Genomic DNA, 22,465 nt, shown 5'->3' with positions numbered 1-22,465 from the left:
CTCCTCAGTACGAGAACGGCCAGGTGCGCCAGTAGTTGCGGACGCGGACCCAGATGCCGAACAAACCGCGTGGTTCGACGATGAGGAACATGATGATGAGCACGCCGTAGAGCACGGCCTCCACCTGGAAGACCGTGACCGCGCCGGTCGCGTCACCGCTGACGAACGGCAGCACCGCGGGCAGTTCCCTGGTGATGCGTGGCAGCAGCGTGATGAACAGGGCGCCCATGACCGCCCCGGAGATGGTGCCCGCGCCACCGATGAGCACCATCGCGATGTACTGCACGGACAACAGCAGGGTGAACGAGCCGGGGTCGACGAACCCGTTCACCACGAACAACAACGAGCCCGCGACGCCCGCGTAGAACGAGGACACCGCGAACGCCAGCACCTTGTACCTGGTGAGGTCCACGCCGATCACCGACGCGGCCAGGTCGCGGTCGCGCACCGCCGCGAACGCGCGCCCCACGCGGGAGCGCACCAGGTTCCGCGCCAGCACACCGAAGATGACCAGCAGCACGAACATCACGAGGTAGAGCTGTTGCGCCGCCGTGAAGAACGCGCTGTCGCGGTCGAGCCGCACCCCGAACAGCTCCGGCACCGCGGCGGGACGGCCGACGCCGGGACCTCCGGTGAGCGAGGTCCACTCCCGGAACACGTGCTCTCCCAGGAAGACCAGGCCCAGCGTCACGATCGCGAGGTAGAGACCCCGCAGCCGCACCGCGACCGGCGCCACTAGGACGCCGAAGAACGCGGCGACCAGTCCCGAGGCGAGCAGCCAGACCGGCAGCGACGTGATGCCGAACCCGATCACCCGCCCGGTCTCGGACCCGCTGAGCGCCGCACCCGTGTACGCGCCGATCGCGAGGAAGAACGCGTGCCCCAGCGAGACCTGGCCCGCGTAGCCCGTCACGATGTTGAGCCCGATCGCGCCGATCGCCGCCACGAACCCGGTGGCGAGCAGCTGCAACAGGTCATCGGCGATGAGGAACGGGACCAGCAGTGCGAACACGACGAGTGCGCCCATCCACGCGCGTTTGGGCCGCGTGTTCAGGAACGCCATGTCCTGCGCGTAGGAGGTGTACAGCTCGGGTCTGCCTTTCACAGCCGTTCCACCTCCTTCTTGCCGAAGAGCCCGTACGGTCTGACGAGCAGGACGAGCAGCATCAACGCGTACGGGGCGACCAGCCCGAAGTTCGGTCCGAGCCACGGCGCGAAGTCGTTCTGGTAGGTGCCGAAGAGCGACTCGACGACGCCGACCGCGAGACCGCCCACCACGGCCCCGCCCAGCGACTCCAGGCCGCCGAGGATGATGGCGGGCAACGCTTTCAGCGCCACGATCCACAGCTGCTGGTCGACACCGGCGCCCGTCGCGACGAACACCCCCGCCAGCGCGGCGAGACCACCGGCCAGCGCCCACGACAGCGCGAACACCGACCCGACCGAGATCCCCTGCGCCAGCGCGACTTCCTGGTCGTAGGCCACCGCCCGCATGGCGAGCCCGATCCGCGAGTACCGGAAGAACAGGAACAGCGCGACGGTCACGGCGGCGGTGGTCCCGATCATCACCAGGTACCGCTGCTGGACCTCCGCCCCGAGCAGCGAGACGGTCGTGAGGCCCCACGGGTCGCCGACCTGGCGCACGTCCAGGCCGATGAACGCGTTGGTGACGACGCGCACCACGACGTCCACGCCGATGGTGATGATCGCGACGACGAACACCGGCTTGCCGACCATCGGCCGCAGCACCGTCCGTTCGACGCCGAGCGCCAGCACCGCGATCACGACGGCGGCCACCGCCACCGCGCCGAAGAACGACACCGCGGGCGCGAGGTAGGAGACCAGCACCGCGCCCGCCAGCATGAACGCGGGCTGGGCGAAGCTGATCACCTGCGTCGACTTGTAGATGATCACGAACCCGAGCGCGAGCAGCGAGTAGATCGACCCGGTGCCGAGGCCGCGGACCAGCGACTGGAGCAGCTCATCCACGGCGCGCCCCCTCGTACATGGAGTCGACGAGGCCGCCGAACGCCTTGCCCAGCGCGGACCTCTTCACCTTCTGGGTGGCGGTCAGCTCGCCGTCCTCGTGGTCGAGCTCCTTGGGCAGCGTCCGGAACTTCTTGATCTGCTCGACGGTGGCGAACCGGGTGTTCACCTCGGTCACGACGGACTGCACCAACTCCTGGACCTCCGCCTTCTCCGACAGGTCGCGGTAGGTGGTGTAGGGGATCCGGCGCTGCCGGGCCCAGTGCCCGACCGTCTCGTACTCGATGCCGATCAACGCCACCAGGTACGCCCGCTGGTCGCCGATGACGACGGCTTCCTTGATGTACGGGGAGGTCTTCAGCGCGTTCTCGAGCTCCGACGGCGCGATGTTCTTGCCGCCCGCGGTGATGATGATGTCCTTCATCCGGTCGGTGATCTTCAGGTGCGTGCCGCCGACCCACTCGCCGACGTCGCCGGTGCGCAGCCACCCGCCGGTGAGCACGCGCCGGGTGGCGTCGGGGTCGCGCCAGTAGCCGGCGAACGTGCCGGGGTGCCGGGTGAGGACCTCGCCGGTCTCCTCGTCGATGCGCAGCTCGGTGCCGGGCTGTGGTTCGCCGACCGTGCCGACCTTCACCCGGCCCGGCCGGTTTCCCGTTGCCACGGCGGTGTTCTCGGTCATGCCGTAGACCTCGTGCATCGGCACCCCGATGCCCATGAAGAACTTCAGCACGTCCGGTGCGATCGGGGCGGCACCGGATGCGGCATAGCGCACGTACCTCATGCCGATCCGCGCTTTCAGCGCACGGAAGCAGAACAGCCAGCCCAGCGCGTAGAGCAGACGGCTCTTGCCGGTGTGCCGTCCTCCGGTGCGCACGAGGGTCTCGCCGATGTTCTCCGCCCTGCGCAACCAGAAACGCGTCACGGTCCGCTTAAGCCACGACGCGCTGGAGACGCTGATCATGACGCCCGCGAGCACCTTCTCCCAGATCCGCGGGACGCCGAAGAGGATCGTGGGCTGCACCTCGCGCAGGTTCGCCTGCACGGTCTCGATCGACTCGGCGAAGTGCACCTGCACGCCGCTGGCCGCGCTGAACCACGTCGTGAAGATCCGCTCGGCCACGTGGCACAGCGGCAGGTAGGACAGCGTGACGTCGGCGGGGGACGGCGGTGGCGAAGTGAAACCGCCGCCCTCCACCAGCACCTGGACGGCGAACTCGACGTTCGCCACGGTGAGCATCGCGCCCTTGGGCGGCCCGGTGGTGCCGGACGTGTAGATCAACGTCATGACGTCGTCCGGTGTGGTGCGCTCCATCCGCGCGGCCAGCTCGCCGCCGTGCTCGTCGCGGTGCCGTGCCCCCAGCGCCAGGAAGTCGTCCCAGCACAGCAGTTTCGGGTTGTCGTACCGGCCGCGGACGCCCCGCGGCTCGATGTGGACGATCCACTCCAGCTCGGGCGTGTCCTCCAGCACGGCCAGCGCCTTGTCGACCTGTTCCTGGTCCTCGGCGATCAGGACGCGCGCCCCGGAGTGGGACAGCAGGTACGCGACCTCCGGCGGCGGGTTCGTCGGGTAGAGGCCGACGGTGACGCAGCCGGCCGCGACGGCGCCGAGGTCGGCGTAGAGCCACTCGCGCCGGTTCTCGGAGTGGATCGCCACCCGGTCGCCCGGCTCGAGCCCGAGCGCGAGCAGCGCGTTGCCGACCAGCTCCACGTTCGCCCAGTAGCAGGCCCAGCTGACCTCCTGCCAGATGCCGAGGTCCTTGGCGCGCAACGCGACCAGGTCCGGCGTCGCGGCCGCCCTGTCCCGCACGCGGGTCACCACCGTCGTCGTCACGAGGTCACGCTCCGGTGCTGCTCGCCCAGGTAGGCGCGGATGACGTCCGGGTCCCGCTGGACCTCGGACGGGGTGCCGGTGCGGATGGGGCGGCCGAAGTCCATCACCATCACGCGGTCCGCGAGGTCCATGACGAGGCCCATGTCGTGCTCGACCATGATCATGGGGATGGCCAGTTCCTCGCGGACGTCGAGGATGAAGCGGGCCATGTCCTCGGTCTCCTCGACGTTCATGCCTGCGACCGGCTCGTCGAGCAGCAGCAGTTTCGGTTCCATCGCGAGCGCCCTGCCCAGCTCGACGCGCTTCTGCACGCCGTAGGGCAGCAGCCCGACGGGATAGCGGCGCCACTGCTCCAGCTCCAGGAAGTCGATGACCTCCTCCACCGCCGCCCTGTTCGCGAGCTCCTCGCGGCGTGCCCTGCCGAGCCAGAGGAACGCGGACAGGGCGCCGTGGCGCATGTGGTTGTGGCGGCCGAGCATGAGGTTGTCGACGACGGTGAGGTGGGAGAACAGCTCGATGTTCTGGAACGTGCGGGCCATGCCGCGTGCGGCGATGCGGTGGGGCCGCAGGCCCGTGAGGTCCTCCCCCGCGAACCGCACGGTGCCGCGCTGCGGACGGTAGACGCCGCTCAGGACGTTGAAGACGGACGTCTTCCCGGCGCCGTTCGGGCCGATGACGGCGAACAGCTCGCCCTCCTCGACGCTGAACGACACCCCGTCGACGGCGACGACCCCGTTGAAGGCGAGGCGGACGCCGGTGACTTCGAGGACGCTCACGACAACCACCGCTTCCTGCGCTTGTAGTGCTTGACCGCACGGAACGAGGAGGTGCCGAGCCCGAGGTAGAACTCGCGGATGTCGTCGTCGGCGAGGAGTGCCGCCGCGGGCTTGTCCATCACGACCTTGCCGGTCTCCAGGACATAGCCGTGGTCGGCGATCGAGAGCGCCATGCCGGCGTTCTGCTCGACCAGCAGGACGGTGGTGCCCTGTTCGTTGATCTTCACGACGAGGTCGCGGATCTGCTGGACGAGCAACGGCGCGAGGCCGAGGCCGGGTTCGTCGAGCAGGAGGTAGGAGGGGTCGGACATGAGCGCCCTGCCGATCGAGAGCATCTGCTGCTCGCCCCCGGACAGGTAGCCCGCGCTCTGTCTTCGGCGCTCGGCGAGCCGCGGGAACAGCTCGTAGCACCGGTCGAGGTTCGCCCGCAGGGTGCGCGGCCGGGCGTGCCCGCCGACCCTGAGGTTCTCCTCGACCGTCAGCTCGCCGAGGATGCGGCGGCCCTCCAGCGCCTGCTTCACGCCGCGGTCGGCGATCCGGGCGGGGGAGAGCCGGTGGATCGGTTCACCGTCGAGGGTGATGGACCCCTTGGTGACCTTGCCGTCGTGCACGCCGAGGAGCCCGCTGAAGGCCCTCATCAGGGTCGTCTTGCCTGCTCCGTTCGCCCCGAGCAGGGCCACGACCTGGCCTTTCGGCACTCTCAGGCTCACGCCGCGGAGCACCTGCATGACGTCGTCGTAGACAACCTCAAGGTTGTTCGCCTCGAGCACCAGCGCCTCCTCGGACCAGCGACATACCGAGCAGTATGCAGCTCATGAGACGTGGATCACAGAGCCTTCACGCACACAGGGTGATTTCGTGATGCGCGGATCGCGATCGGGTGACCACCGTGCGTGACAGTCCAGTGTGGACCATCACCGGCAGGTACCGGATGTGTAACCGGATGTGACACGGGTACTCACCTCCCGACACCACATTCAAGGAGGAGGTTTCGTGACCACCATTGAGAAGTCGGTGGACGTCCACGTTCCGGTGAGCACCGCGTACAACCAGTGGACCCAGTTCGAATCCTTCCCGGCGTTCATGGACGGCGTCGAGAAGATCGACCAGGTCACGCCGACCAGGACCCACTGGACCACGAAGATCGGCGGGGTCGTCCGCGAGTTCGACGCGGAGATCACCGAGCAGCACCCGGACGAGCGCGTGGCGTGGACCACGGTCGACGGGCCGCAGCAGGCCGGCGTGGTCACCTTCCACCGCCTGGACAACGACACGACCAGGGTCCACCTCCAGATGGAGTACGACCCGGAGACCCTCACCGAGAAGGCCGGTGCCGCGCTGGGCGTGGTCGGCCACCGCGTCGAGGGCGACCTCAAGCGGTTCAAGGAGTTCATCGAGAACCGCGGCGCGGAGACCGGTGCGTGGCGTGGCGACGTGACCCCGCCACCCCAGGTCTGACGAGTGGTGCGCCTTGACGCCGGACCAGCACGCGGCGTTCGAGGAGCTCGCGCGCGCCGGCCGGGACACGCCGCGGTACTACGCGCTGCGTGACCGGCTGGTGCGCGAGTACCTCCCGCTCGCCCGGCACATCGCCCGTCGCTTCAGCGAACGCGGCGAGCCCCTGGAAGATCTCGCCCAGGTGGCGGCGGTCGGTCTGATCAACGCCATCGACCGGTTCGACGTGGGCAGGCAGACGGACTTCCTGTCCTTCGCCGTGCCCACGATCACCGGCGAGGTGCGGCGTCACTTCCGGGACCAGTGCTGGGCGGTGCGAGTACCCAGGAGGCTCAAGGAGCTCTGCGACGCGATCGACGGAGCCACCGCCGAGCTGTCGCACCGGACCGGGCGGTCCCCGACCCCCTCGGAGATCGCCCGGCACCTCGGGGTCCCGCTGACCGACGTGTACGAGGGCCTGCGCGTGGAGCACAACGTGTCCTTCGCTCCGCTCGACTCCCTCGAGAACTCGACGGTCGACGACCCGGCCCTGGAAGGTGTGGAGATCCACGAGGCCCTGCAGCCGATGCTGCGGGGTCTTCCTCGGCGCGAGCGGACCATCGTGGTCCTGCGGTTCTTCGGCAGGCTCACGCAGACCGAGATCGCGCGCCGCGTCGGGATCTCCCAGATGCACGTGTCCCGGCTGCTCACGAAGTCGCTGGAGCAGCTGCGGCACAACCTCTTGGCGGAAGAGTGAAATGGACGAGCGGGAATGCCGGACCGTCGCGATACTGACCCGATGACCAGGGTGCGGTGGCCCCAGAAGCTGGCGATCGGCACCGGCGTCCTGCTCGTCGCGTGGGGGATCGCCGGGTTCTTCGTGACCGGCTTCTCCGACTTCGCCGGCCAGTCCGACACGTGGCTGGCCGGCCTTCGCGTGAACCCGTTGCAGAACACGCTGCACGTCGTGTTCGGCGCTCTGCTGCTCGTCTCGTTCCGCCGGTTGAAGGCGTTGAGCGGCGCCGCTCTGCTGGTCGCCCTGCTGTGCCTGGTGACGTTCGGCTTCGGCATGGCCCGCTACGACGAGCAGGTCGTCAACTTCCTCAACGTGAACCCCGGCAGCAACGCGCTGCACCTCGTCGCCGGGTTCGCCGCGCTGGCGGCGGCCCAGGGTGCCGCCTGGTGCCGCCAGTGCGACCGCGTGTCGGCCGTCAAAGCCGCTTGAGGAACCGGAACACCGCCCGTTCCGGGTCGCCTCCGCCGATCACCTCGCCCTTCTCGAACGCCTCGACCAGACGCGGGTCCACGTAGGACTTCCGCGCGACGGCGGGCGTGTTGCCCAGGTGCTCGGCCACCTCCTTCATGACCGCGCTCACCGCGCGCTTCGACGGCTTGCCGCGCTCGCGCAGCACTTCGGCGAACTCCTCCGCGGCGCGGACCGTGGCGTGCCAGGTGCGGAGGTCCTTCGCGCTGAACTCGGCGCCGACCAGCTCCCGGAAGCGCTCGTTGACGTCGTCGGCCGTGATGTCGAAGAGGCGGCAGTCCGGCGTGCGGTCCTTGAGCAGCGACCGCACCGCCCGCGCCAGCTGCGGGTCGGTGATCACCTCGTTGACCTCCACGCCGTGCTTGGCGGGGAAGCAGAACGTCACCTTGTCGCCGCGCACGCTGAGGTGCTCGCACAGCAGGGTGGCGACCCCGTGGGTGCCGTTGTCCTCCGTGTACTGCTCGTGCCCCACCCGGAAGACACCCAGGTCGAGCATCCGCAACGCGATGGCGAGCAACCGTTTGCGGCCCCGCGTCCGCATGTCCGCGACGATCTGCTCGCGGAACCCCCGCAGCTTCGGCGCGAGCTTCAGCACCCGGTCGAACTTCTCCGCGTCCCGGTCCGTGCGCCACTTCTCGTGGTAGAGGTACTGGCGGCGGCCCGCGTCGTCGTAGCCGACGGCCTGGATGTGGCCGTTCGGGTGCGGCGAGATCCAGACCTCCCGCCACGCGGGCGGGATGACCAGCGCTTTCACCCGCACGATGTCGTCAGCGCCGAGGGGCTCGCCCCGGTCGTCGAGGTAGCGGAAGCCCTTGCCGTGGCGGCGGCGGGTCCAGCCCGGTCGTGCCGGGTCACTGCGGCGCAGTCTCATGTGGTCGCTCCGAGGTTGATCAGCTCGGCCTCCGGGTACCCGCTCGCCGATGAACGACTACACGGTGGGGGTCGAGCAGGAGTTCCTGCTGGTGGATCCGGGCACCAGACGGCCGGTTCCGCTCGCGCCGGAGGTGCGGTCCGCCTCGGACGCGCCCGGTGACCTGGACGTCCAGGGCGAGCTGACGCCGTTCCAGATCGAGATCGCCACCGGCGTGACGTCGTCGTTCGCCGAGCTCGACGAGCAGGTCCGGCGCGGCCGCCGGGTGCTCGTGGACGCCGCCGACGCCGCGGGGTGCCGGCTCGTGGCGGTGGGCATGCCCCCGCTCGGCGAGGCGGGACCGCCGCCCGGCTCCGACGACCCCCGGTATCACCAGATCGAGTACTCCCACCGCAGGCTCGTCAGCGGGACGGGCGCCTGCGGGCTGCACGTGCACGTCGGCGTCGAGTCGAAGGCCGAGGCACTGGCCGCGTCGAACAAGGTGCGGGCGTGGCTGCCGACGCTGCTCGCGCTGAGCGCGAACTCCGCGTACTCCGACGGCGCCGACACCGGGTACGCGAGCTGGCGGTCGATGGTGTGGTCGCGCTGGCCGGTGAGCGGCCCGCCGCCGCACTGGGACTCCCCCGCGCACTACGACGACACCGTCGAGGCGCTGATCAACTCGCAGGCGCTGATCGACAGGGCGATGGTCTACTGGGACGTCCGCCCGTCGGCCGATCATCCCACCGTTGAGGTCCGCGTCGCCGACATCCCCCAGCTGGCAACGGAAGTCTCCGTCCTCGCCGAGCTGATCCGGGCGCTCGTGGTGACGGAACCCTCCGAACAGCGGGTGGACGACTCCGTGCTGCGGGCGGCATATTGGCGGGCGTCGCGCGACGGGGTCGACGGACTGGCCTCCGATCCGCGCACCGGAAAGCTCTCCCCCGCGTTCGACCGGGCGGCGGCCCTCGTGCGGCACGTCGAGGCCGCTCTGCGCGAACGCGGCACTCTGTCTACTGTGGAGCGGCAGATCGACTGGTTGCGCCACAACGGCTGCGGTGCCGCCCGGCAACGACGCTGCCCGGACCCCGAGTCCCTTGTGGACGTGCTGATCGCCCGAACGCGTGAGGAAACCTGATGCGCCTCCCTGCTCCCCGCGGGCACATGAGCTCCGCCCTGATCTCCGCCCTGCGCACTCCCCCGCCCGCCAGGCCCGCGCTGCTCGTCAGCGCCGGCACCAGGGACGTGCACGCGGACGACGACCTGCAGCTCACCCTGTGGATCTGCTACGAGCTGCGGATGCGCGGCTTCGACGACGTCGCCGACGGCTGGCAGGACCACCCCGCCCTCGCCCAGTTCCACACGGCGCTGGAGCAGCGCTGGGAGACCGGCCTGCGCGCGCTGCCCGAGGTGACGGCCCCCGCCGTGCTGACCGAGGAGGGTCTCGCCGAGCTGCGCCGCCACCACGCGTTCTGGCGGCCGCGCCGCGAGATGCGCTCGGCGTTGCGCGACATCCACGGCGACGCGTACGGCAGCCGGTCGGCCCGGACGCACTCCGTGCTGTTCACGGTGACGCTGCGCGACCTCGACCCGGCCGTCGGCGTCGACGAGGTGCCAGGCCCCACGCTCGCGCTCGCGAACGCGCTGTCGCTCTTCGGCTTCCACCAGCGGCTGGTCGGCGCGCTCGTCGGGTTCCTGACCGCCGTCGACACGATCGGCGGTGACCCGTTCGCGCAGCTGCTGCCCGTGCAGTGCCCGCCGGACGACGTCCGGCTCGGCTTCACCGTCTGCCACGAACTGCACGCGCGCCTCACCCAGCACGTCGGCGCGTCCCTGCAGGCAGGCCGCACCTCGCTGAGGGGCCGTTGGCTGGCCTCACACGGCCGTATTAACGTGGGGTGTTGACTTCTTGAAGGGAGAGAGCGTGCACGACCCTTCCGCTCTAGCGTCCGTGGTCGCCGACCGGATCGCGCCCGACGTCGTCGTGTTGCGCGTCTCCGGCGAGCTCGACACCACGAGCAGCAGCGAGCTGACCGCCCCCCTGGAGAGTCACCTGGTCAAGGAGAACCGCGCCGTCGTCGTCGACCTCGGCGGCGTGCGGTTCCTCGGCTCCGCGGGCCTCGAAGCCCTGGTCCTGGGACAGCAGCGGGCGTCGCGGGTCGGCGTCGACTTCGTCGTCGTCGCCTCCGCGCGCGCCGCGCTGCGGCCCATCGAGGCGACCGGCCTCGACGCCGTGTTCACCATCCTGGCCTCGGTCGACGAGGCTGCCGAGCGCTACACCGGGTAGCCGGGGCTCGGTCACGTTCTTCGTCCCCGGCTCGGGGCTGTCCCTCGGCCGGGGGCCTTCGTGGGTCTCCGGCGTGACGATGTTCACCTCGGCGGTGCTAGTCCTGGCCGATGTCCTCGTACCAGAGCTCGGGACGTTCGCTGATGAACGTCGTCATCAGCTCGACCAGCTCCTGGTCCTCGACGACCGTGACGCCCACGCCGTGCTCGGCCAGCCAGTCGTGGCCGCCGTGGAAGGTCGTGGCCTCGCCGATCAGCACGTTCGAGATGCCGAACTGGCGCACCAGGCCGCTGCAGTACCAGCACGGTGACAAAGTCGTGACCATCGTCGTGCCCCGGTAGCTGCGTTGACGGCCCGCGTTGCGGAACGCCGAGGTTTCCGCGTGCATGGAGGCGTCGTTGTCCTGCACCCTGCGGTTGTGGCCTCGTCCCAGCAGGCGGCCGTCTGCGGCGAAGAGGGCGGCGCCGATCGGGATGCCTCCCTCGGCTCGGCCCGTTTTCGCCTCCTCGATGGCCACGGCCAGCATTTCCTGTGCTGAAGTCATGCTGGGTGACGCTACGGGGTCGAGGGTGTCTTTGGGACCTTTGTGGACGGTCTGGGGTTGTGGGGGCCTGTTTTCGGGTGTTCGTCTTCGGCTTCGTGCTTCGCCCTGGGCTGAAAGTTGCCTCAGCGCGTTGCCAGCCTTCTCTCAGGCTTCTGTGGCTTGATGGACATAGGGGACATGGAGGACACGGAGGAGGCCATTTTGTTCGGCTTGGTCGGCTGGGTGATCGGGTGGATCTTGACGCTGTTCATCATCGTGATGATCGGCCGGATGGTCGTGGACTGGGCTGTCACGTTCCAGGCTCGGGGTGACTGGGTGTGGAAGGTCCGGCGGGTTACGCACGGGATCACCGAGCCCGTGCTGGCGCCGGTGCGGAAGGTGCTGCCGCCGGTCCGGTTCGGGGGGTTCGGGTTGGATCTCGCGTTCACGGTGGTGTTCATCGCGGCGTTGATCCTGCGGTCGATCGTGTGGTGAACAGTCAGCCCGCGCCGAAGCACACGAAGCCGACCGCGGCGGCGTAGGCGGCGTCGTCGGAGGCCGAGCGTTGCACCGAGGCCAGGGCTTCTGCCGGGGCCACGCCCGCGGCGAGCTTGCGGTGCAGGTCCACCATCACCGGGGCGGTGCCGTCGGTCGGGACGGGGATCACCGGGGCGATCAGGGTTCTGGTGCCCAGGCCCAGCAGGGCGGCGGTGAAGCCCATCAGCTCGTCACCGGGGCGGACGGCGGACTGGCCGGTGTCGCAGGCCGACAGGACGACCCTGGCCGGTGGGGTGCGGAGGCGTTCGATGTCGTGGACGGTCAGCGGGCCGTCGGCCAGTTCCAGGGCGGAGAACAGCGGGTTGTCGACGCGGAACGAGCCGTGGGCGGCGATGTGGGCCAGGGCGGCACCGTCCATCGCGGACGCCACGGCGCTGACGGTGGCCTCGCCGCCGACGAGCACGCGGCCCGGCACGTGGGCGCTGATCGCCTTGATCTCGGTCCCCGCCGCGGCCATGCGCGGCCCCGCGGCCAGCACGGACTCGCCGGTGGCGGCGGTCGCGGAGCAGGCGTGCAGCCACACCGAGGCCGACGGGGCGACCGTCACCTGACGGTTCAGCACTGCCCACGGCAGGCCGTTCAGGGCGCCGGTCGGCACCACGACCAGCGGGCGGCCGTCGATCCGTGACGCCAGCGGGTCCAGCAGGCGGCGGGCGAGCAGCGAAGCGGCGTGTGCGGCCGATGCGCGGGCCACGGCCAGGTTCGGCAGGTGCGGTGGCAGGGTGACCAGGCGGTGCAGGGCGAAGCGCAGCAACCGGATCTCGCGCACCACGCCGTCCAGCGCCCCCAGGGAGTGCAGGGACGCACGGCCGCCCGCCAGCACGACGGCGAGCAACGTCCCGTCGTACTCGACGAACTCGATCAGCGCCGACGACCCCAGCGCGGAGGCGAGTGCCGCGACCGGCGGTGGCTTGAACACCGAGACCTCGCCGGACACCTGCCGGGTGAGGTCGCGGACGCGTTGCTCGGCGCGGATCAGCTGCGCGCGCAGCGCTCCGGCGGGTTTGCCGGCGAGGACGGCGGTCTCGATGTCGGCCGCGACCGCGCGCAACGACGCCAGCGCGTCCTCCAGGCGCGGGTCGTCCGGCGGCGACACGGACTTCATCCGCAGCGCACCGGCCCGCCAGGTCTCGGTCCACGACAGCACGCGTGCCGCGGTGCCGGAGGCGACGGCCAGCCGCAGCCCTTCCAGCGCCAGGGCCTGGCCCTGCACACCGGCCGACGCCCGCAGCTCGGCGGCGCCCAGCGACACGCGGTACTCGTCGAGCAGGCCGATCCCCCGCCGCAGCGCCGACGAGGTGCCCCGGACGTCGCCGGAGAGCTTGCGTCGCAACGCCTCCGCGTACCAGCCGAGCACGCGCAGGCCCGCGGGTCCGCGTCTGCGGGCGGCGGCCGCGAGGGACAGCTCCTCGGCGGCGCGGGCGCGGTGCCCGAGGTCGGCGGCGACCAGACCGGCGTCGATGCGGGCCTCCAGGGCGGGCAGGCGCCAGTCCATCGCGTCCAGCTCGGCCGCGACCTTCGACAGCGCGAGCCGCAGCGGACGCGTCCGGTCGCCGCGCAGCACGGCGGCGTGCAGCTCCAGGTAGCGGGCGCCCGCCGCCCACAGCAGCCGCTGCTCGCGGCGGAACCGGCGCCGGGCCTCGGCGGCGAAGGAGTTGGCCGCGTCCGGGTCGTCGTCCAGCAGCGCGATGCGCGCGCGGAAGTACAGGGCCTCCGAGACGCCCAGCGGGTTGCGCAACGCCTTCAGCTCGGTGATCGCGCGGTCGGCGGCGGCACGCGCCTCGTCCAGCAGCGGCACGGAGACGAGCAGCTCCAGGCGGTTCACCAGCAGCACGGGGCGCATGACGTCGAGGCGGCGGTGCACCTCCTCCGCCTTGTCGAACAACGTCAGCGCGGCCGGCACGTCACCGCCGCGGGTCGCCATGATGCCCGCGTTCCAGTGCACGTCGGCGACTCCGAGCTCCTGGCCCAGCTCGCCCAGCAGCGACGCGGCCAGCTCGAAGTCGGCCGACGCCTCGCGCATGTCGCCGACGTACGCCCGCACCAGACCTCGGTTGTTCAGCGCCCGTGCCTCGACCAGCCGGTCCCCCACTCGCCGCGCTCCGGCGATGGCCGCGGTGTAGTCGCGCTGGGCGTCGGCGTACCGGGTCAGGTAGTGGAAGACGACACCGCGCTGCATGAGCGCGGCCACCGAGTCGGCACCGGTCAGCGACGGCATCGCGTCGTCGAGGAGCTTCAGCGCCTGCTTCTGCTTGCCGGTGTAGGCGAGCACCCAGGCGAGGCTCATCTGGGCGAGCGCCGACAGCCGGGGCAGTCCCGCCTCGGCCGCGATGCGGATCGAGCGGCGCAGGTGCCTTGCGGCGCCGGGGAAGTCGTGCAGCTCGCGCAGCGCGAGGCCGATCGCGCGCTCGGCGACGGACCGTTCGGCGCGGTCGTCCGTGGCGCGGAGGATGGCGCGGGCCATCTCCACGGCCTCACGCGGGTTGCGCTGTCTGGCCTCCAGCGCGTCCTCCGCGGAAAAGTCGGTCACGGCAACACTTTATCCGCTGTGGTAGCTTGATCAAGCTCGGTCGGGGTGCCCGTCAACGCTGCTTTAGTGAGGCCGTGGTGTCGAAATCGCCAGAAAGCGCGGAGCTTTACCAAAGAGCTTTCCTGCAGCTCATCGCCGAGGACAAGACCATCAGCTTCCACGCCGAACGTGGACGTGAATTCCTTTATCGACCCGGCCAGCTGCTCGTCGGCTCCGAGGATCAACAACGGGTCGTCGAAAAGCTGCGCGAAAATGACATCCCCTCCCGCCCCGGCGAAGGATTCGCCGGAATGGCACGCCTGACGTTGCCCGACAACCCCGAGGACGTGCCGCGGATCGTGAGGTTGCTGCGCGACCAGCGGACGTGGCCGAACCAGCGCGTGCCGCTCGTCCAGCCGCACCACGTCGTCGTCGGGCACGGCGGTCTCGTCATGGGCAACCCCGGCGACCGCCCGTACCCCACCGACCCGGTCTCCGCCCCCAAGTACGACGACCGCCTCAAGAAGGTCCGCGTCGGCGTCATCGACACCGGCATCTCCTCCGGCGCCTCCAGCGAGCACGCCGAGTGGTTCGAGGGGCGCTACGTGCTGGAGGCGGACGACGTCGACCCCGCCTACCGCAGCGGCGACGTCTTCGCGTTGCAGGGCGGACACGGCACGTTCGTCGCGGGCGTGATCCAGAACGCGGCTCCCGGCGTCACCTTCGACCCCGAGATCGGGCTCGACCACAACGGCTTCGGCGACGAGGAGCGGCTCTGCCGCAAGATCACCGAGCTGGGCCGCAAGAAGATCGACCTGCTCAACCTGTCACTCGGCTGCTTCACCGAGGACGACGTGGCGTCCGAACCGATGCGGCGCACCATCGCGGCACTGCCGGCCGAGGTCGTGGTGGTGGCGTCGGCGGGCAACCAGGGCACGCAGCGGCCGAGCTGGCCCGCCGCGCTGGACGGCGTCACCGCCGTCGCCGCCGCCGAGCAGAAGGAGGACGGCTCCGTCGTCCCCGCGTTCTACTCGAACTGGGGCCACTGGGTCGACGCGTGCGCGATCGGCAACCGGGCCTCGACCTACCTCAAGGGCTCGTGGCACCTGCCGGGTGAGGCCGCCCCGACGCCGTTCGCGCTGTGGGCGTACTGGTACGGCACGTCGTTCGCCGCCCCGCTGGTGACCGGCCGGATCGCCGCGACGATGGTCGCTGACGGCATCTCCGCAGCTCAGGCTCGTGACAAACTGGTCAGCGGGGACGAGTTCCACCCCGGCTACGGTGTTTTTGTCAAATAGTTGTATCTGGGGAGCGACCTCGGCCTCCGCCAGGTGTGACCGCAAGGAGTCGACGTGACCTCAGCCTCCCCGATCGCCGCGCTCGTGAGCGCGGCGGCCGAGGGCGACCAGTCGGCGTGGAACGAGATCGTGGACCGTTACACGCCGCTGGTGGTGTCGGTGATCTACAAGCACCGGCTTCGCCCCGCGGACGCGGCCGACGTGAACCAGACGCTGTGGTTGCGGCTCGTGGAGCAGATCGGGCGGCTGCGCGAGCCCGAGGCGCTGCCCGGCTGGATCGCGACGACCACCCGCAACGAGTGCCTGCGCGTGCTGCGCGTGCAGCAGCGCACGCACCTCTACGACCCGCTGACGTCCGCCGAGGCGCTGGAGCCGGAGCAGACGGACGCGGAGGTGGAGTCCGACCTGCTGGCGCTGGAGCGGCGGCAGGCGTTGCGGGACGGGTTCGCCGAGCTCACCGACCAGTGCAAGCGGTTGCTGACGAAGCTGATGACCGACCCGCCGCCGAGCTACCAGGTCGTGAGCGAGGAGCTCGCGATGCCGGTCGGCAGCATCGGGCCGACGCGCATCCGCTGCCTGGAGAAGCTGCGCAAGACCCCCGCGATCGCCGCGTTCCTGGGATCGCCGGTCAAGAGAGGAGGTGTGCTGGGTGCGGCACGACTGGGACAGTGACGAAGTACTGCTCGACGCCTTGCGCGACGCCTTGAGCACACCTTCCGAAGAGGTTCCGCCGGAGTTCGTGGAGGCGGCCAAGGCCGCGTTCACCTGGCGCACCGTCGACGAGGAGCTGCTGCTCATCACGTCGTACGACTCGGTGCTGGACGACACGCTGTTCGCCCGTGCGCGGTCGACGGCGACGGCGCGCCAGCTGGTGTTCGACGCCGAGGGCGTGATGCTGCAGGTGGAGGTGTCGGCGGCGGGGATCACCGGTCAGCTGATGCCGCCCGGCGGTTCCGTGACGCTGGTGACGCCGGACGGCGACCACGAGACGGTGCCCGTCGACGAGCTGGGGACGTTCGTGATGGGAACGGCGCCGCGGGGACCGGTGAAGTTCCGGTTCCAGGGCGGCTGCACCGACTGGTTCATCCTCTAGAACACTCCGGGAAGCGTTGCACGACACGGATGTGCGCACTTCCGTCCACTGTGGATCGTCATCGTCCGATGTGGAGCGGTGAGTGGCCGCGACCGTCAGGGTCGGCCGCGGCCACTCACCGCGTCAAGCCCGGTACTAGGCGGCGTCCTCGAACGTCGTGGCCTGGACGGTCACGCTCGTCCGGAAGTTCGCCTCGACCTCGGACTTCTCCCGGGAGTTCGGGTTGGGGTTGGTGCACGACGTGCCGGCGCTCGCACCGGACATCAGGTCGGTGCACAGGCCCGTCCTGCGGTCCGGCAGGCCGAGCAGGTGCCCGAACTCGTGGGACGAGATGCGGACCGTGTTGTGGCCCTCGTTGACCGCCTGGCGGCCCATGACCCACCGGCCGCGGCCGAGGCCGGACACGTAGGCGCGAGGCCACTGGTTGTCGACGCTCACGGTGATGTTCGCGGAGCCGGTCACCTTGACCAGCTTCACGTTCGTCACGCTGTTGTTCCAGATCTGGGCGCCCTGGTCGATGGCCGCCTGGAACTCTCCGGTGCTGCTCGAGTTGTACGTGACCGTGCGGGGCGCCGCATGCGCGGTGGTGACCAGGCCCGCCGACAGGGCGGCGGCGCTGGCGACCACGGCGATCGTCTTGCGCAGGAACACAGGGATCTCCTTGCAATTGCAGGGGAATTGCTCCCCGACTGTAGCGCCGAGCCGTTGGCGCACAAGAAGAGTCAAGTGTGAAGCGGTCCTGGCACGGTCCAGGCACTTCGTCGGTGCGCGTCCCCGGTCCGGGCACCGGTGTGCCCGTGGAGAGCGGAAACAGTCCCGGGAGGCGCTCTTCCGGCCGCCCGGAAGACGGGTCGCGGAGAGGCCATAAAAGTTGAGGCCCTCCGGACCTGATGGTCCGGAGGGCCTCACCGTCATGGGTGATCTAGGCGAACGAAGGCTGCCTCATCGCGTGTTCCACGAGTGCGATGAGGATCTGCTTCGTCGACTGACGGTTCCGCGCGTCGCACGGGATGATCGGCACCGCGGACGAGATCGTCAGCGCGTCCCTGATCTCCTCGGCGCGGTGGAGCATCTTGCCGTCGAAGCAGTTCACCGCGATCACGTACGGCAGGTTGCGGTCCTCGAAGAAGTCGATCGGCGCGAACGCCTCGTCGATCCTCCTGGTGTCGACCATGACGACGGCACCGATCGCACCGCGCACCAGGTCGTCCCACATGAACCAGAACCGGTGCTGGCCCGGCGTGCCGAACAGGTAGAGGATCAGCTCCTTGTCCAGCGACACCCTGCCGAAGTCCATGGCCACCGTGGTGGTGACCTTGTCCGGCACCATGGACAGGTCGTCGACCCCGACCGAAGCCTGGGTCATGACGGCCTCGGTCGTCAGCGGGGTGATCTCCGAGACCGATCCGACGAACGTCGTCTTGCCGACACCGAAGCCGCCGGCGACGACGATCTTGGCCGACGTCGTCTTCGGGACGGCCCCAGGTGACCCCGGCCGGCCCGGAGCACCGTTGCTCATGGGAACTTCCTTCTGCTCTTCAACTCTCTCAGGCCCGCATGGAGACGTGCAGCTGGGCGCGGATCTCCGGCGTGAGCTGGAGACCGACGCGCTCCACGAGACGGGTCATCGCGTAACCGATGAGCCCGATGTCGCAGTTCGGCGCGGCGAGCACGGCGAGGCACGACCCGTCGCTGATGGACATCAGGAACAGGTAGCCCCGTTCCATCTCCACGACAGTCTGCTTCACCTCACCCGCTTCGAAACAGCGCGCCGCGCCCTGGTTCAGCGAAACCAGGCCGGAAGAGACGGCGGCGAGCTGTTCCGCACGGTCGTGCGGGAGGCGGTCCGACGAAGCGAGCAGGAGGCCGTCCGCCGAGACGACGATCGCGTGCGCGACACCGGCGACCCTGCTGACGAAGTCCTCGACCAGCCAGCTGAAGTTGTCCAGTTCCTCAGTCGCGGTGGTCACTGGCGTTCCCTTTCTGCGATCACGGGGATGCCGCCGACGGACGAGTCGTAGAGCGACTCACGACCCATCTGGACACCCTTCTGGTACGTGGCGAACCGCTGACGCAACCTGTCGGCGGACCGTGCGGGCACAGCCGCGGCGGTCGCCAGCTGGGGCGCCGGTGACGACGGCTTGGGGAGCGATCCCGGCACGAGCCGGGCCTTCGGCACGCGCTTGGGCAGGCCGTTCTCCGTCGTCTGCGCGGACTCACCCGGGCCGAGCGCGCCTGCGGCGGCGCGCCACCCGTCATCTGCCGTGCCCCAGTCGGACTCGGCGTAGTCGGCGACCGCGCGAGGCACCGCGACCGGCGCCTCGGTCTTGGCCGGCTCCGCCGAACGCTGCCGCTTGGGCAGTCCGTTCACCGTGGCCGGCTCCGGCTCTTCCTCCTGACGTTCCCGCACCGCCGGTGCGCCGTCCCCCACGGGACGGCCGATGACGGTCGGTTCGTCGGCCGCGGGGGTCTGGAACCACCGCGACAACGCGTCGGGCGAGATCAGCGGCTCGTCGTCCTCGACGATGGCCGGGAAGATCTCGGTGGCCGGGTCGTTCTGCTCGACCGGCCGCTGCACGGGCGGCTCGTAGGAGTACCCGTTCTCGGCCGTCGACTCGTTCGCCTCGATCCGCGCCGTGAACAGGCCGTCCGTGGACGTCTGCTCGATGCGGTGGCGGCCGGAGCTCTCCTCCACCGACGCCGCCGAGGGCAGCGCGACGGGGTGCTCCGGAGTCCACTTCGGAACGCCGGACAGAGCCTCGCCGGTCTGCTCGGCACCCGAGGTGATGGCCTGCGCCTGGGTGGCGGCGGGCAGCGGCAGCGCGGGCGCGGCGCCCTTGTGCAGCAACGACGTCGGCAGGATCACCTGAGCGGTGACACCGCCCTCGATGTCGTCGTTGTTCGCGAGCGTCACGCGGATCTCGTGCCGCTTGGCGAGCTGGCCGACCACGTACAGGCCCATCTCGCGGGCGACGGAGACGTCGACCTCCGGCGGCTCGGCGAGCTTCGCGTTGAACTCGGCGACCTCGTTCTCCTGGATGCCGACACCGCGGTCGTGGATGCGGATCGCGACCTCGCCCTTGCGGGTCTCGATCGTGCGCACGGTGACCTTGGTGGACGGCTTGGAGAACGCGGTGGCGTTGTCGAGCAGCTCGGCGACGAGGTGCGCGAGGTCGTTGACCACGCGGCCCTGCACCATCAGCTCCGGCGTCGGCGCGATCTGCACGCGCGCGTACTTCTCGACCTCGGACACCGCGGCGCCGAGCACCTCGGCGATCGCGACGGGCCGGGTGACGCGGCGGTTGACCGTGGTGCCGGAGAGGACCAGGAGGTTCTCGCTGTTGCGGCGCATCTGCGTCGCGAGGTGGTCGAGCTCGAACAGCGACGCCAGGTGGTCCGGGTCCTGCTCGTCCTGCTCCAGCCGGTCGATGACGCTGATCTGCCGTTCCACCAACGCCTGCGAACGCCGCGACAGGTTGATGAACATGTCGTTGACGTTCGCGCGCAGCGCCACCTGCTCGACGGCGAGGCGGACCGCTTCGCGCTGCACGAGGTCGAACGCCCGCGCCACCTGGCCGACCTCTTCGGTCGTGTTGAGCGGCACCGGGACGATCGCCTCCTCCGCGGCCCGTTCCGGGTCGCGGTGCGAACGGATTCGCTTGATGGCCTCCGGCAGCTGGTTGCGGGCCACGTCGAGGGCGCTGCGGCGCAGGACGCGCAGCGGGCGCAGCATCGACTGGGCGACCATCGCCATCAGGCCGAACGCGATGATCAGAGCGAACGCCACAAGGCCGGCGTCGCGCCAGGCGGCCGCACGTGCCGCGTCGGCGAGCCGCGAGGTCGTCTCGTTGGCCTGCTTCTCCATCTCGGTCGCGACCTCGCGAACCAGGTTCGCGGTGTCCTGACCGACCTTGAGCACCTCGCCGTCCGAGATGCTCACCGGCTCCCGCTCGGCGTCCTGCGCGAGTGCCAGCTTCACGAGCCGGTTCCGGCCGTCCACGGCCGATCCGGACACGACGTCCTGGAACTTCTGCTGGTTCGGCACCGAAGCCGCGTCGTTGAACTCGACGAAGGCGGCGTCCAACCTGGACTGCGCGGCGCGCAGCTCGTCGGCGGCACCGGGGGCGAACGCCCGGCGCAGCGCGGTGGACACCAGGATCGCGTTCTGCTGGCCGAGCTGTTCCTGCGCGTTGTAGAGCGCCTGTGCGGCAGATGCCAGCGGCACGATCTCGGCTTCGCTCAGACTCGACACAGCGGCGCGGTGCACCTGGCTGACCTGAGCGATGATCTGGTTGTACGCACCGACAACGGCGATGTCGGGGTACTTCGTGCTCAGCAGAGTGACACGCAAGCTCGCCAGTCCGTCGAGGGACTCGAGCGACTTCGTGAACGACTCCTGGAGGGGCGCGCTCAAGGCCGTGGCCGTCGCGCCCGAGTCCCGATACTTCCTCAGCTCCGTGTCAGTGAGCCCAGTGCGGGCCGCGTGCTCGGGGCACGCGTTCTGCCTGCCTGCTGCCACACACTGCACGGCGTAGTCGCGCTCGACCTGAAGCGCGTTCTCCACCTTCGCCGCCTGGTGGCTGACCGCGAGCTCGCGTTGGACTGTGTCGAAGAGTTCGACGTCGTCGAGCTGGGTGTTCAGGCGCAGGCCCGCGAGAGTCGCGGTGCTCAGAGCCGGAACTAGCAACACAACCGCGAGCTTGCTCCGCAACCGCCAGTTGCGTAGGCGGAACCGGTCGATGCCTCGCTGGTCCTCACGACCGCGCACCGTCAACACTCCCCGCCCCGTTTAATAGCTGCAAACCTGGTGGATCTTGGAGTAAAAAACACCGTTCTCATACCGCCGTTCGGACGACAAAACAGCTGGTTCGAGAATCAACAACTTTGATGTGGGCGGCTAAACGGCCCCGAGTTGATAATTCATGTGGCGGTAACGAGGCGCGCGGGTGACCGCGATCACGGCTCGATCACAGTCACCCGCGCTGTTCGTCAACTACCGGAGGGCTGGATGAGCATCGGCTTGACGTCGAGCTCCTTGTCCAGCATCTGGTACCGCTGCATCAGCTGCACGACGCGCTGCAGACGCGTCGCGTCCAGGGTGGTCGGGAAGGCACCGAAGTGGACGAGACCCGCGGTTTCCTTGTCGACCTTGGCGTACTCGACGAGCAGCGGCTCGACCGTCGGACGGTCGGCGGCGTCGGCCTGGCCCTTGGCCATCGCGCGCTGGAACGCGGCGACGGTCTTGGGGTTCGCCTTGGCGAACTTGCCGCTCGTCGCGTAACCGGCGATCGGGATGTTGTCGGTCGGGCCGGTGGCGGCGTCGAGAACCTTGACCTGACCGGCGGCGCGCTGGGCGCGGGTGATGAACGGCTCGACCATGAAGGCGGCGTCAACGGACTTGTTCTGGACCGCGGCCTGCATGTCCGGGAACGCGTACTCGACGAACTTGACCTTGCTGACGTCGACGTTCGCGGCCTCGAGAGTCGCCTTCGCGGTCAGCTCGGCGATGTTCTTGAAGGTGTTGATCGCGATGGTCTTGCCTTCGAGGTCCTTCGGCCCCTTGATCGCCGAGTTGCCGTCGGCGAGGATCAGGAACATCTCGGGTTTCGCCTGGTAGCCGTCGGCGACGAGCTTGATGCCGTCGACCGCCTTGGCGGCTTCCTTCGCCTCTGCCGAGAAGAACGAGACCCAGTTGCCGAAGGTGAAGTCGAGCTCCTGGTTGATCAGGCCGGGGATCGCCTGGGCACCACCCTGGATGGTCTTGAGCTCGACCTCGAGGCCCTCGGCCTCGAAGTAACCCTTCTTCAGCGCTACGTGGATCGACGCGACGTCGAGGACCGGCATGGTCCCCAGCACGATCTTCTTCTTCTCGACCGGACCGCTCGCGTTGCTGCTGTTCGCGTCGGCCGGGGGCGCCTGCTCTGTGCCGCCGAGCGCACCACAGCTCGCCACGGTGGCGAGCATCGTGGCCAGGGCGATGCCACGGATGGACATACGGCGGACTCTTCGAGTCATCGGGAGCACTCTCCTGTCGGAGCGGTGTCGTCGTTGCGGGG

The 22,465-nt window shown here is 69.7% G+C and carries 24 protein-coding genes; 10 read left to right on the top strand and 14 right to left on the bottom strand.

Annotation, left to right across the window (positions count from 1 at the left end):
- Window positions 1-4: 4 nt before the first annotated feature.
- Genes BLT23_RS19720 through BLT23_RS19700 form a run of 5 tightly spaced genes read right to left on the bottom strand, consistent with a single transcriptional unit; the run spans window position 5 to window position 5,363 of the window.
- Window positions 5-1,105 carry a branched-chain amino acid ABC transporter permease gene (locus BLT23_RS19720; protein WP_090051279.1) on the bottom strand — a complete coding sequence of 367 codons (1,101 nt, stop codon included), beginning with the start codon at window positions 1,103-1,105 and terminating at the stop codon, window positions 5-7.
- Window positions 1,102-1,989 carry a branched-chain amino acid ABC transporter permease gene (locus BLT23_RS19715; protein ID WP_090051278.1) on the bottom strand — a complete coding sequence of 296 codons (888 nt, stop codon included), beginning with the start codon at window positions 1,987-1,989 and terminating at the stop codon, window positions 1,102-1,104. The genes BLT23_RS19720 and BLT23_RS19715 overlap by 4 nt, the downstream gene beginning before the upstream one ends.
- A complete protein-coding gene (locus tag BLT23_RS19710; RefSeq protein ID WP_090051277.1) occupies window positions 1,982-3,817 on the bottom strand; it encodes an AMP-dependent synthetase/ligase in 1,836 nt (611 codons plus the stop codon). The genes BLT23_RS19715 and BLT23_RS19710 overlap by 8 nt, the downstream gene beginning before the upstream one ends.
- Window positions 3,814-4,593, bottom strand: coding sequence for an ABC transporter ATP-binding protein (locus BLT23_RS19705; protein WP_090051276.1), 780 nt, complete (start codon window positions 4,591-4,593; stop codon window positions 3,814-3,816). The genes BLT23_RS19710 and BLT23_RS19705 overlap by 4 nt, the downstream gene beginning before the upstream one ends.
- Entirely contained in the window at window positions 4,590-5,363 is a 774-nt protein-coding gene (locus BLT23_RS19700; RefSeq protein WP_090051275.1) for an ABC transporter ATP-binding protein, read from the bottom strand. The genes BLT23_RS19705 and BLT23_RS19700 overlap by 4 nt, the downstream gene beginning before the upstream one ends.
- A 223-nt stretch (window positions 5,364-5,586) precedes the next feature.
- Between BLT23_RS19700 and BLT23_RS19695 the strand changes: the two genes are divergently transcribed.
- From BLT23_RS19695 to BLT23_RS19685, 3 genes are read left to right on the top strand one after another with little or no spacing between them, the layout of a single operon-like run.
- The gene (locus tag BLT23_RS19695; protein WP_090051274.1) at window positions 5,587-6,051 is read left to right on the top strand and encodes an SRPBCC family protein; all 465 of its coding nucleotides are present in this window, start codon (window positions 5,587-5,589) and stop codon (window positions 6,049-6,051) included.
- A gap of 13 nt (window positions 6,052-6,064) precedes the next feature.
- Window positions 6,065-6,784, top strand: coding sequence for a SigB/SigF/SigG family RNA polymerase sigma factor (locus tag BLT23_RS19690; protein ID WP_090051273.1), 720 nt, complete (start codon window positions 6,065-6,067; stop codon window positions 6,782-6,784).
- A gap of 42 nt (window positions 6,785-6,826) precedes the next feature.
- Complete coding sequence (locus BLT23_RS19685) at window positions 6,827-7,252, top strand: DUF4383 domain-containing protein (protein WP_176946831.1); 426 nt, start codon at window positions 6,827-6,829, stop codon at window positions 7,250-7,252.
- On the opposite strand, the gene BLT23_RS19680 is transcribed toward BLT23_RS19685, so the two are convergent.
- Window positions 7,239-8,162 (bottom strand): DNA topoisomerase IB, encoded by a 924-nt coding sequence (locus tag BLT23_RS19680; protein ID WP_090051271.1) that lies wholly within the window; start codon window positions 8,160-8,162, stop codon window positions 7,239-7,241. The two genes, BLT23_RS19685 and BLT23_RS19680, sit on opposite strands and share 14 nt — an antisense overlap.
- Window positions 8,163-8,211: 49 nt before the next feature.
- On the opposite strand from BLT23_RS19680, the gene BLT23_RS19675 reads away from it, so the two are divergent.
- From BLT23_RS19675 to BLT23_RS19665, 3 genes are read left to right on the top strand one after another with little or no spacing between them, the layout of a single operon-like run.
- Entirely contained in the window at window positions 8,212-9,279 is a 1,068-nt protein-coding gene (locus tag BLT23_RS19675; protein WP_090051270.1) for a carboxylate-amine ligase, read from the top strand.
- Window positions 9,279-10,046 carry an iron-containing redox enzyme family protein gene (locus tag BLT23_RS19670; protein ID WP_143035982.1) on the top strand — a complete coding sequence of 256 codons (768 nt, stop codon included), beginning with the start codon at window positions 9,279-9,281 and terminating at the stop codon, window positions 10,044-10,046. The genes BLT23_RS19675 and BLT23_RS19670 overlap by 1 nt, the downstream gene beginning before the upstream one ends.
- 19 nt (window positions 10,047-10,065) lie before the next feature.
- Window positions 10,066-10,428 (top strand): STAS domain-containing protein, encoded by a 363-nt coding sequence (locus tag BLT23_RS19665; RefSeq protein ID WP_176946830.1) that lies wholly within the window; start codon window positions 10,066-10,068, stop codon window positions 10,426-10,428.
- Window positions 10,429-10,525: 97 nt separating this feature from the next.
- Here BLT23_RS19665 and BLT23_RS19660 read toward each other — a convergent pair whose 3' ends face one another.
- Complete coding sequence (locus BLT23_RS19660; protein ID WP_090051267.1) at window positions 10,526-10,972, bottom strand: nucleoside deaminase; 447 nt, start codon at window positions 10,970-10,972, stop codon at window positions 10,526-10,528.
- A 177-nt stretch (window positions 10,973-11,149) separates the two neighbouring features.
- On the opposite strand from BLT23_RS19660, the gene BLT23_RS19655 reads away from it, so the two are divergent.
- Window positions 11,150-11,446, top strand: a complete 297-nt coding sequence (locus tag BLT23_RS19655; protein WP_090051266.1) for a YggT family protein — start codon at window positions 11,150-11,152, stop codon at window positions 11,444-11,446.
- Between the two features lie 4 nt (window positions 11,447-11,450).
- Here the strand turns inward: BLT23_RS19655 and BLT23_RS19650 are convergent, their stop codons facing one another.
- Window positions 11,451-14,039, bottom strand: a complete 2,589-nt coding sequence (locus tag BLT23_RS19650; RefSeq protein ID WP_245744054.1) for a CHAT domain-containing protein — start codon at window positions 14,037-14,039, stop codon at window positions 11,451-11,453.
- Window positions 14,036-14,263, bottom strand: coding sequence for a hypothetical protein (locus tag BLT23_RS41690; RefSeq protein WP_245744053.1), 228 nt, complete (start codon window positions 14,261-14,263; stop codon window positions 14,036-14,038). Before BLT23_RS41690 ends, BLT23_RS19650 begins: the two co-directional genes overlap by 4 nt.
- 66 nt (window positions 14,264-14,329) lie before the next feature.
- Between BLT23_RS41690 and BLT23_RS19645 the strand changes: the two genes are divergently transcribed.
- Genes BLT23_RS19645 through BLT23_RS19635 form a run of 3 tightly spaced genes read left to right on the top strand, consistent with a single transcriptional unit; the run spans window position 14,330 to window position 16,409 of the window.
- Window positions 14,330-15,316, top strand: coding sequence for a S8 family peptidase (locus BLT23_RS19645; protein ID WP_245744052.1), 987 nt, complete (start codon window positions 14,330-14,332; stop codon window positions 15,314-15,316).
- Between the two features lie 54 nt (window positions 15,317-15,370).
- Window positions 15,371-15,988: an RNA polymerase sigma factor gene (locus tag BLT23_RS19640; RefSeq protein ID WP_090051265.1), complete on the top strand. Its 618-nt coding sequence runs from the start codon at window positions 15,371-15,373 to the stop codon at window positions 15,986-15,988.
- Window positions 15,966-16,409 (top strand): hypothetical protein, encoded by a 444-nt coding sequence (locus tag BLT23_RS19635; protein ID WP_090051264.1) that lies wholly within the window; start codon window positions 15,966-15,968, stop codon window positions 16,407-16,409. Before BLT23_RS19640 ends, BLT23_RS19635 begins: the two co-directional genes overlap by 23 nt.
- A 135-nt stretch (window positions 16,410-16,544) precedes the next feature.
- On the opposite strand, the gene BLT23_RS19630 is transcribed toward BLT23_RS19635, so the two are convergent.
- The 5 genes from BLT23_RS19630 to BLT23_RS19610 all read right to left on the bottom strand — a co-directional run bounded on the left by BLT23_RS19630 (window position 16,545) and on the right by BLT23_RS19610 (window position 22,403).
- Window positions 16,545-17,060 carry a snapalysin family zinc-dependent metalloprotease gene (locus BLT23_RS19630; protein WP_245744051.1) on the bottom strand — a complete coding sequence of 172 codons (516 nt, stop codon included), beginning with the start codon at window positions 17,058-17,060 and terminating at the stop codon, window positions 16,545-16,547.
- Window positions 17,061-17,331: 271 nt separating this feature from the next.
- Window positions 17,332-17,928 carry a GTP-binding protein gene (locus tag BLT23_RS19625; RefSeq protein WP_090051262.1) on the bottom strand — a complete coding sequence of 199 codons (597 nt, stop codon included), beginning with the start codon at window positions 17,926-17,928 and terminating at the stop codon, window positions 17,332-17,334.
- Window positions 17,929-17,956: 28 nt separating this feature from the next.
- Entirely contained in the window at window positions 17,957-18,379 is a 423-nt protein-coding gene (locus BLT23_RS19620) for a roadblock/LC7 domain-containing protein (protein ID WP_090051261.1), read from the bottom strand.
- Window positions 18,376-21,177, bottom strand: a complete 2,802-nt coding sequence (locus BLT23_RS19615; RefSeq protein ID WP_245744050.1) for a nitrate- and nitrite sensing domain-containing protein — start codon at window positions 21,175-21,177, stop codon at window positions 18,376-18,378. Before BLT23_RS19615 ends, BLT23_RS19620 begins: the two co-directional genes overlap by 4 nt.
- A 221-nt stretch (window positions 21,178-21,398) precedes the next feature.
- The gene (locus BLT23_RS19610; RefSeq protein ID WP_245744049.1) at window positions 21,399-22,403 is read right to left on the bottom strand and encodes an ABC transporter substrate-binding protein; all 1,005 of its coding nucleotides are present in this window, start codon (window positions 22,401-22,403) and stop codon (window positions 21,399-21,401) included.
- Window positions 22,404-22,465 lie beyond the last annotated feature (62 nt).

Origin of the sequence: Lentzea fradiae (assembly GCF_900100955.1) — a bacterium.
Lineage (GTDB): Bacteria > Actinomycetota > Actinomycetes > Mycobacteriales > Pseudonocardiaceae > Lentzea > Lentzea fradiae.
This window is presented reverse-complemented; position numbering and strand designations above follow the sequence as displayed.